The sequence below is a fragment of the Chthoniobacter sp. genome (genome assembly GCF_040003245.1).
Classification (GTDB): domain Bacteria; phylum Verrucomicrobiota; class Verrucomicrobiia; order Chthoniobacterales; family Chthoniobacteraceae; genus Chthoniobacter.
The window spans coordinates 1-8,824 of the sequence record NZ_JBDUCX010000267.1 but is presented as its reverse complement, the minus strand read 5'-3'; the positions used below and the strand labels follow the sequence as shown (position 1 = coordinate 8,824).

Below are 8,824 nucleotides of genomic sequence, written 5' to 3'. Positions count from 1 at the left end.
TACTGCTGCATCATCGGGGTCAGGGTTTCGGACATGGCGGGAGAGTAGGAGGGAAAGGCGAGGGGCGAAAGGCGAAAGGCGATTGCGCCTGGGCTTAGGTGGCCGCTTCGCTGGCCGTGATGGCGGCGGTGTCGCGGCCGAGATAGCGGGCGCCGAACAGCCAGAAGACGCTGGCCACGGCCATCATGCCGGAGACGACGAGGAAGGCGGTGTTCATGTTGGACTTGCCGGCGATCCAGCCGATGAGCGGGGGCGAGACGGCGTCGCCGAAGATGTGGATGGCGAGGATGTTCAGGGCGAAGGCCGTGGCGCGGGTGCCAGAGGGGGTGACGTTGGCGAGGGCGGCATTGGCCGGGCCGGTGTTGAAGAAGAGGAAGAAGATCGACAGGAAGACCAGCACCCACGCGCCGGGGAAGGGCGTGTACAACATCAGGACGGTGGCGGGAAAGGCGAAGAAGATGGTGACGGCGGAGACGAGGAAGTAGGCGCTCGGGTAGCGGCGGCGTACGCGGTCGCCGGTCCAGCCGCCGAGGATGGTGGCGAGCAGACCGGCGGTGGCAGTGATGGCGCCGAAGGTGAAATTGATTTTGCCGAGGTCGGGATGCCCGCCGAAATCGGCGGCGCGATAGGTATACAAATAGCGAGGGACCCAGAAGGACATGCCGCCCATGGCGAACGTCATCGCGGCCATGGCAGCCGTGTTGAGCGTGTAGGAGCGAATGCGGTAAAGGGCGAGGACGTCGGCGACTTTGATCTTCGGCTTTTGGTGGGTCGCGTCGGTGCGGGCGCGCACCCCGCGCGGGTCGCGCATGAAGACGCAGAGCCCGGCGAGGACGAGGCCGGGAAATGTGACGAGGTAAAAGGGCCAGCGCCAGCCCCAGTGCTGGCCGACCGCGCCGCCGAAGGCGTAGCCGATCGCGCTGCCCACCGGGATGGCGACGTAGAAATAGGAGAGCATCCGCCCGCGCTTTTCCTCGGGATAAAGATCCGAGATGATGGTCGGCGCGGCGGGGCCGTAGGCGGCTTCGCCGACGCCGACGAAAACGCGCGTGAGGACCAGCATGGTGAAGGTCGCCGCCATGCCGGACCAACCGCTGGCCAGGCTCCACAGCGCCACGCCGAAGGCGATGATCTGCCAGCGCGAAAACCGGTCGGCCAGCCAGCCGAAGAGCGGCGCGAGGATCATGTAGCTGACGAGGAACGCGGTCGCCAGCGCGCCCGTCTTGGCCATCGCCGTCTCGTCCTTGGCGCCGAAGAATTGATCGGAAATCAGTGGCTCGATCGCGGCGAGGATGTAGCGATCTATGTAGTTGAACAGATTGATCGCCAGCAGGAGCGCGAGGGCGCGGGTGGCGTGACGATGAGTGGATGGTGATTGGTCCTGCATGCCCGGAAACGCGGGCATCCCATGCGTTTCGTCTTTCCAAGGGAAGCCCATTCTCAATACTGCCGCGCTGTGGAATCCGCCCGCCAACCCTCCTTTGCCGAACGCTTCGTCCGTGGCGTCGGCCAGTTTCTCGCCCGGCTCGTCTATCGCGTGGGAGCGCATGGGGTGGAACAGTTGCCCCAAGGCGGCTTTTTGCTGCTGCCGAACCACCTCACCTGGGTCGATGCCGTGGTGCTGCAACTGGCCTGTCCGCGGCCGATTCGTTTCGTAGTCTTCGCCGACATCTACAATCTGCGCTGGCTCAATCCGATCTTCCGCGCGGTGGGCGCGCTGCCCATCTCGCCGCGCAAGGCGAAGGACGCGGTGAAGCTGGCGGTGGAAGCGATCCAGGCGGGCGAGATCGTGTGCATCTTTCCGGAGGGCGAGCTTTCGCGCAGCGGGATGCTGCTGCGCCTGAAGCGCGGCTATGAACTCATCGCGCGCCAGGCGGAAGCGCAGGTCGTGCCGGTGTGGCTCGACCAGCTCTGGGGCTCGATCTTTTCCTTCAAGGGCGGGAAGTTTTTCCTAAAATGGCCGCGGCAGTATCCGTACCCGGTGACCGTGGCGTTTGGGGTGCCGCTCAAGGCGGAGGAAGCGGACATCGCGACGGTGCGGTCGCGGTTTCTCGAGCTCGGGGAGTTTTGCTACCAGCACCGGCCATTCCTGAGCGGGCACCTGGGCGAGGCGTGCCTGCGCGGGTTGAAGAAGCATCAGTTCGACGTGGCGGTGATTGATGGCTTCGACCATTCGAAACTCACCCGCGGTTCGTTGCTTGCCGTGGCGATCACGCTCAGCCGTTACATCCGGCGGGAATGCCCGCGGCACCGCATTGCGATCGTGCTCCCGCCGGGCAAGGCGGGCCTGGTGGTGAACCTCGCGGTGATGCTGGCGGACAAGGTGCCGGTGAACCTGAATTTTACCGCCGGCAAGGCGTCCATCGAGGCCTCGATGGCCATCGCGGAGATCAAGCATTGCATCACGGCCCGTGCGGTGTCGAAACGGCTTCCCGATTTTCCGTGGCCGGAGCACACGGTGATGCTCGACGAAGTGCTGCCGCCGATGAAGCGGGATATCGCGCTCTGGCGCACCGCGGTGTTGCTCGTTCCGGCGTGGGTGCTGGCCCGCGCGCTGTGCATCCCACGCGAGGGGGATCGTCGCGAGGCGTTTTTGCTGTTCACCAGCGGATCGAGTGGCACGCCGAAAGGCGTGGCGCTCACGCATCGCAACCTGCTTGGCAATGTCGCGCAGTTCGCACTCATGCTCGAGTTCGAGCGGGGCGAGAGCGTGCTCGGTTCGCTGCCATTTTTCCACAGCTTCGGCGCCACGGTCACGGTGCTCTTTCCGATGATGGAGCCGGTGACGGTTGTGACTTATCCGAATCCGCTGGAGATCGGGAAGCTCGCGGCGCTGATCCAGCGCTACAAGGTCTCGCTGGTGGTGACGACGCCGACATTCCTGCGCGGCTACATGCGCAAGGCCGAGCCGCAGCAACTGGCTTCGCTCAAGTTGCTCGTCACCGGCGCGGAGAAGCTGCCGACGGATTTGCAGAAATCCTTTGAGGAGCAATTCAAGATGAAGGTCTTGCAGGGCTACGGGCTGACGGAGACCTCGCCGGTTGTGGCCTTCAATCTGCCTGACGTGCAACTGTCGCATCCCAGTGATTCTCCGCAGCCCACGAGCCGCGATGGTTCCATCGGCAAGCTGGCGCCGGGCATCGCCGCGCGCATCTGCGATCCCGAGACCGACGCGCCGCTCTCGCTGCACGCCACGGGCATGCTGTGGCTGAAGGGCGCGAATATCTTCGAAGGCTACCTGGAAGACCCGAAACGCTCGACCGAGGTGCTGAAGGATGGCTGGTTCAAGACGGGCGACCTGGCGCGTTTCGACGAGGATGGCTTTTGCTTCATCGAGGGGCGGCTCTCGCGTTTCTCGAAGATCGGCGGCGAGATGGTGCCGCACGAGACGGTCGAGTCACGAATCGTGGAAGCGTTCGGCCTGGCCGGAGAAGGGGAGCGGACGTGTGCGATCACCGCGATTCCCGACGAGGCGAAGGGCGAGGCGCTGGTGCTGCTGACGACCAGGGAAATCAACAGCACGGATCTGCGCAAGAAGCTCTCCGAGGCCGGGCTGCCGAATCTGTGGATCCCGAAGATCGTCAAGCGGATCGACGCCATGCCGGTGCTGGGGACCGGCAAGCTGGATCTCCAGCGGTGCAAGGAATTGGCGGCGCAATCGTGAGTCTATGACGACTTGCCAGGTCTGTAGTGCGGCAGTGAATGACGACGATCTCATCGTGCTCGAGGGACGTCGGGTGTGCCCGGCTTGCAAGCCGCTGGTCGTGCAACAGCTCAAGGAAGGTTGCCTTCCGCCCATGCCGTCGGCATTGCCCATCGAGCTCGCCGAGTATGAGTTTGGGTATTGGGAACTCATCAAGAAAACCTGGAGCATCTGTCGTCAGGATTGGCCGGCGATCGTGGGCCTGCAGTTGCTGGTCTCGCTGCCGTCTGAACTGCTGGTGGCCATGGCTTCGACCGGAGATGATGAGCATATGCGCCCTTCCTGGCGCATGACCCAGTATCTGGATTCGTTTGTCGGAGTCGTGGCGGTGCTTGGCATCGCCTGGGTGGTCAACGAACGGGTCCAGGGGCGCTCGTTGTCGTTCGTCGAGGCTCTAAAAAAGGCGGTGCCTCGCTGGCTGCCAGCCATCGGGACCAACCTGGTCATGGGCTTGATCGTGGTTCTGTGGGCGCTGGCCCTCATCGTTCCGGGAATCGTCTATTTGGGCTACTACACCTTTGCCGTCTATGTGGTGGCGCTACGCGGACGCGCGTCGACCCACGCACTCAATTACAGCAAGGGCCTGGTCAAAGGGCGCTGGTGGCGGGTCGTCGGAAAAATGGTCGGGTTGTTCCTGCCGCCGATCGTTCCCATGTTTATCATTGCCGTGCCGCTGGCGTTCCTCCCGCAATCCCAGTTTGTGGAAATTTTCCGCGAGACGCTGAACGATTTGCTGCTCTCATTCTGTCAAGTCGGCGGAGCATTGTTGTTCCTGAATCTGGATGCCGTGGAGCGGAAGACGCCGTTGAGCGCGATCACTTTGAGTGGCGTTGGTTCCCGGGAGCCGGGGCAGATGGGAACGAGCGCCACATAGGTTGCACGAGGAACAGCGGGCCGCGGTCCGCCATCGCTCAAGACGGCGAGCAGAACCACAGCTTGTTGCCCTCGCTGTCGAGGAAGCTGCCGACGTCGAATTCATCGTACGTCTCCACCGGGTCGGAAATGGTGACACCGCGCGAACGGAGCACCGCCTCGGTGCGACGGGCGTTTTCCGTGGCGATGGTCACGCGGGGGTTGGGCGCTTCGGTGGGCGGGGCATACCATTCCGGCTTGAGCATCAGAATGGTCTCGCCGAGCAGCCAGCCGACCGCCTCGGTGCCCTCGAAGGCCGGGGCCAGGCCCAGGGTCTCCTGGTAAAAATAGTTGGCCCGGTCCAGGTCGGTGACGGCGAACGCGATGACTTTGACGCGGAGAAAACCGAGAGGTGAAGCGCTCATGCGGCGTTACCATGCGACTGCTGGCTTGCGCGGTGCAATCGCGATTTCCGGTTGTCATCCGGCAAAAGGCAGGCATTTTTCCCCGCCATGCGTTCCATCTGCCTATTTCTCGCCGCCTGCCTCCTCTTCTGCACCGCACCCGTGCGCGCGGCGGACCCGCAGCCCAAGGCGACGAGCGGCGAGTTCATCATCCTGACCGGTGGCGTCTCCCTGTGGCAGTGGGAAAAATGGAAGGCCGCGCCGCATGACAACTGGTGGATGAACTTCGTGCGGGCCTCGCGCATTCGTATCGAGCAAATCCAGCAGGAGACGCCCGGTGCGCAGATCACCTGGCTGGTGTATCGCCCGGCCTACCTCGCCCGCGCCAAGCAGGACGGCAACGACCTCATCGGCCACATCCAGAGCGTGCGCGATGCCTTCAACGTCAAGCTGGTCTTCTTCGACCGCCCCTCGGAAGTCATCACCTACCTGAACAGCGGCCAGCCGCGCGACAAGGTGAAGATCGCGGACTTCGAATACTTCGGCCACAGCAACAAGGCCTGCTGGATGTTCGACTACTCCAACAACATCGACAGTGCGTCGAAGGCGTGGCTGCACCAGGACGACATGGCCAAGATTCAGCGCGGCATTTTCTCGAAGGACGCCTTCGTGAAGAGCTGGAGCTGCCACACCGGCGAGAGCATGAGCCAGGTCTTCCGCAAGGACACCGGCGTGGCCATGATCGGGGCCACCGGCAAGACGCAGTACATGACGGACGAACTGCCGATCGTCTCCACGCCCGGCGCCCGCTGGGTGCACTGATATTTCCGATTGCCGATTGGCGATTGCCAATTCGGTTTGCCTGCCGCGCGCTCAGGGCATTCGCGCGTTAATTCCAATCGACAATTGGCAATCGCCAATCCCCTTAGTTGCCCGGCACCGCGGGTGTGACGGTCGGGTCCGTTTGCGTGGTGTTCGTGCCGTCGAAGACGGCATTGCGATTCAAGCGCAGGGAGCTTTCGGCGCTGGTGTAGAGCTTGGTGAGGGTGTCCTTGTCGGACACGCGATACTCGATGGTGTGGGAGTGCGTGGTCGTCGGGTAATTCTTCACGACCTTTTGCCACACGTCCTGGCCGGTGAGCGCGGCGCCTTGCTGGAGCAACTGTTGCGCCTTATCGAGAGTCGCCTGCCCCAGCCCGATCGGGGAATTGGGGGTGGTCGGCTCAATGTAGTAAAAGCGGGCCAGGGCGTTGCCCACGGTATCGATATTCACTTCGGTCACGCGGGCCAGGCCATCGACGAGATATTCGTGGCTGCTCACCGAAACGATGGCGCGAAGGGCCACGGAGTACGAGCCCCCGGGCAGGTTGCAGCGCCACATCGGAATGTTGGTAGGCGCAGGCGTGGCTGCGGGAGTGGTCGGAGTCGTGGGCTGGTTGCCGCCGCCCTTTTGCGCGTGGAGCAATGGAGCCGTGAGGCACAGGAAAATGATGGGGAGGAATTTCATGGTGGGGCCAATGTGGACTGCCTTTTGAAAAACTTCCAGTATCGAACCGTACGCACGGCGAAGGGTTGCGGTGGGAAGGGTATCGAAACCATCGGGAACCTCAGAGGGTCGCACTGCGGATCGTGCGAAAGAGCCACGCCCGGGCGTAGGTCCAGTCGCGCTTGGCGGTGGGTGCGGAGATGCCCAGCACGGTGGCGGCTTCCTCGATCGAGAGGCCGGCGAAGTAGCGCAGTTTCACCAGTGCCGCCTTGCGCGCATCGTGGACGGCGAGCAGGTCGAGAGCTTCGTGGACGGCGAGCAATTCATCGTCTTTCGCGGGCGCGGCGATTTCGACTTCATCCACATCCACATGCCCGCCGCCACCCCCATGGCGCGCGGCGAGCTTGCGCCGGGCGCGGTCGATGAGGATGCGGCGCATCGCCTCGGCCGCTGCGCCGAAGAAGTGCGCGCGATTCTCCCAGCGCTGGCCGTCGCCCCCGAGCCGCAGCCACGCTTCGTGCACGAGCGCGGTCGGTTGCAACGTCTGGCCAGGGGCCTCGCGCGCCATCCGGGCGGCCGCCAGCCGGCGCAGTTCGGAGTAGACCATCACGAGCAATTGGTCGGCAGCCACCGGGTCGCCTTGCTGGAGCGTAGCGAGGAGATGGTTGATGTCGCTCACGGCTTGGCCGGCGCGGCGTCTGCCGGCGTGGAGTTCTTGCGCGCGGCGGCGGCTTGGTCGTAGGCGTCGAGCTTTTGCTGCCACTTCGCGGCTTCATCGGGTTTCGCGAGGGCATTGTAGAGGTTGACCAACCGAAGAAGAGTGTCGTGTAGGAGAACGGTGCCTTGGGTTGTCGTCATCGGCGCGTGCCCGCCGCTATCTTCATATTTCCTGATGCCTGCGTAGGCGGCCAAAGCCATTGGTTCTTCCTCGGCATACATTCCAAGTTGGGCATAGACGAAGTCCAATTGGCTCGTCGTCTGGAAGATCAACGGATGCCCAGGCTCCAACGTGCGCTTCGCTCGTTCCAGCAACTGAACGTAGAGCGGCAAAGCGTCAGCATATTTTCCGGAACCCATGCTGTGGAAGGCAAGGTCGTCCAGTGCTTGAAGCGTGTCGATGTGCGTCGGTCCCCTCGCGTCATTGGCGATCTGCAGTTTCTTTCGATATAGGTGAACTGCTTCGTCACTTTTGCCTGCTTGCACATAAGCCCACGCCAGATCAGTCATCGCAGCCAGAGTCTCTGGATGGTCTGGCCCTAGCACCCGTTGCGAGATGTCCAGAATCTGCCGGCAGAGCGTTTCTGCCAAAGCAGGCTTTCCATCCTGCCAGTAAAGTCTCGCCTGTTCTCGCATCGCTTTTATCGAGTTGAGATACTCCGATTCCGGCACACGTTGTTGGAGCATTCGGTAAAGGTCGAATTGTTGCTGTGCCTCTCCCGTAAGTCCCAAGGCCAGATATGCGCCGCCGATCGTTTGGCGCAGTTGAGCTTCCACCGCAGGCTGGTCCTGCAACTCCGTCGCCCGTTTGCTCGCCTCATCAAGCATCGCTTTCATCAAGGTAATGTCCTGCCCCTTGGCGGCATCCATGCGACGGAACATCTCGGCCAAAAAGTTCGCCATTTGCGCGCTTTTGGCGGCTTCGCTCATTGCTGTTTGCGTGCTCGTCTCGGCTTTGGCTCGCGAGGATTCGGCCACAGCCAATGCGGATTTTTCCCGCTGGTAGAGCACGGTTGAAGCGGCCAACCCCGCGATCAACGCCAGCGCCACGAGCGCCGCCGTCATCACTGGCCCCTTGTGCTTGCGAATGAATTTCCCCGCCGTGTAGCCGAAGCTGGGCGGACAGGCGACCACCGGTTCGCTCGCGAGGTGGCGCTGGATGTCCTCAGCAAAGGCGTTCGCCGTGTCGTAGCGGCGCGTGCGGTTTTTCTCGAGCGCCTTCATCACGATCCAGTCCAGGTCGCCGCGCAGGAGCCCGATGAGTTTTGCGCTGTCGCTCCGGCGATTTTGCGCGACGGCGGTCATCGCCGCGGCAGCCATCGTGCTCAGCGCCGTGGACGGGCGGGGTGGCTCTTGCTCGCGGATGGCGCGGCGAATTTCGTCGAGGCCGCGCTTCAGCAGCTCTTTGGGATCAAAGGGGGTGCGGCCGGTGAGCAGTTCGTAGAGCAGCACCCCGAGCGCGTAGATGTCGGTGCGCGTGTCGATGTCGAGGCCGCTCATCTCCGCCTGCTCAGGCGACATGTAGAGCGGTGTGCCGATCATCTGTTCGAATTGCGTGAAGAGGGTAAGGTCGGTGAGCCGCTGCTGGGTCGCCTTGGCCACGCCGAAGTCGATGACCTTGGGCACGGGCACGCCGTCGTGCAGGGTGACGAGGATGTTCGA

8 protein-coding genes are annotated in these 8,824 nt (G+C 63.1%); 3 read left to right on the top strand and 5 right to left on the bottom strand.

What is annotated here, in order from left to right:
* Positions 1–94: 94 nt before the first annotated feature.
* Complete coding sequence (locus ABJF10_RS26285; RefSeq protein WP_348547595.1) at positions 95–1,405, bottom strand: MFS transporter; 1,311 nt, start codon at positions 1,403–1,405, stop codon at positions 95–97.
* Between the two features lie 51 nt (positions 1,406–1,456).
* Between ABJF10_RS26285 and ABJF10_RS26280 the strand changes: the two genes are divergently transcribed.
* Entirely contained in the window at positions 1,457–3,664 is a 2,208-nt protein-coding gene (locus tag ABJF10_RS26280) for an AMP-binding protein (RefSeq protein WP_348547594.1), read from the top strand.
* 34 nt (positions 3,665–3,698) lie between these two features.
* Positions 3,699–4,577: a hypothetical protein gene (locus tag ABJF10_RS26275; RefSeq protein ID WP_348547593.1), complete on the top strand. Its 879-nt coding sequence runs from the start codon at positions 3,699–3,701 to the stop codon at positions 4,575–4,577.
* Positions 4,578–4,614: 37 nt separating this feature from the next.
* On the opposite strand, the gene ABJF10_RS26270 is transcribed toward ABJF10_RS26275, so the two are convergent.
* Complete coding sequence (locus tag ABJF10_RS26270; RefSeq protein ID WP_348547592.1) at positions 4,615–4,980, bottom strand: VOC family protein; 366 nt, start codon at positions 4,978–4,980, stop codon at positions 4,615–4,617.
* 87 nt (positions 4,981–5,067) lie between these two features.
* Between ABJF10_RS26270 and ABJF10_RS26265 the strand changes: the two genes are divergently transcribed.
* On the top strand, positions 5,068–5,781 hold the full coding sequence (locus ABJF10_RS26265; protein ID WP_348547591.1) for a hypothetical protein: 714 nt from the start codon (positions 5,068–5,070) through the stop codon (positions 5,779–5,781).
* A 103-nt stretch (positions 5,782–5,884) separates the two neighbouring features.
* On the opposite strand, the gene ABJF10_RS26260 is transcribed toward ABJF10_RS26265, so the two are convergent.
* From ABJF10_RS26260 to ABJF10_RS26250, 3 genes are all read right to left on the bottom strand, one after another.
* Positions 5,885–6,466 carry a hypothetical protein gene (locus tag ABJF10_RS26260; protein ID WP_348547590.1) on the bottom strand — a complete coding sequence of 194 codons (582 nt, stop codon included), beginning with the start codon at positions 6,464–6,466 and terminating at the stop codon, positions 5,885–5,887.
* A 100-nt stretch (positions 6,467–6,566) separates the two neighbouring features.
* Positions 6,567–7,124, bottom strand: coding sequence for an ECF-type sigma factor (locus ABJF10_RS26255; protein WP_348547589.1), 558 nt, complete (start codon positions 7,122–7,124; stop codon positions 6,567–6,569).
* Positions 7,121–8,824, bottom strand: a 1,704-nt coding sequence (locus ABJF10_RS26250) for a tetratricopeptide repeat-containing protein kinase family protein (RefSeq protein WP_348547588.1), incomplete at its 5' end; no start/stop codon positions are given. The genes ABJF10_RS26255 and ABJF10_RS26250, both read right to left, overlap by 4 nt.

What these genes read in the sequence shown, in the direction of transcription:
- ABJF10_RS26285 (WP_348547595.1), bottom strand. Translation starts at nt 1,405, where the DNA reads ATGCCCGCGTTTCCGGGCATGCAGGACCAATCACCATCCACTCATCGT.
- ABJF10_RS26270 (WP_348547592.1), bottom strand. Translation starts at nt 4,980, where the DNA reads ATGAGCGCTTCACCTCTCGGTTTTCTCCGCGTCAAAGTCATCGCGTTC.
- ABJF10_RS26265 (WP_348547591.1), top strand. Translation starts at nt 5,068, where the DNA reads ATGCGTTCCATCTGCCTATTTCTCGCCGCCTGCCTCCTCTTCTGCACC.
- ABJF10_RS26260 (WP_348547590.1), bottom strand. Translation starts at nt 6,466, where the DNA reads ATGAAATTCCTCCCCATCATTTTCCTGTGCCTCACGGCTCCATTGCTC.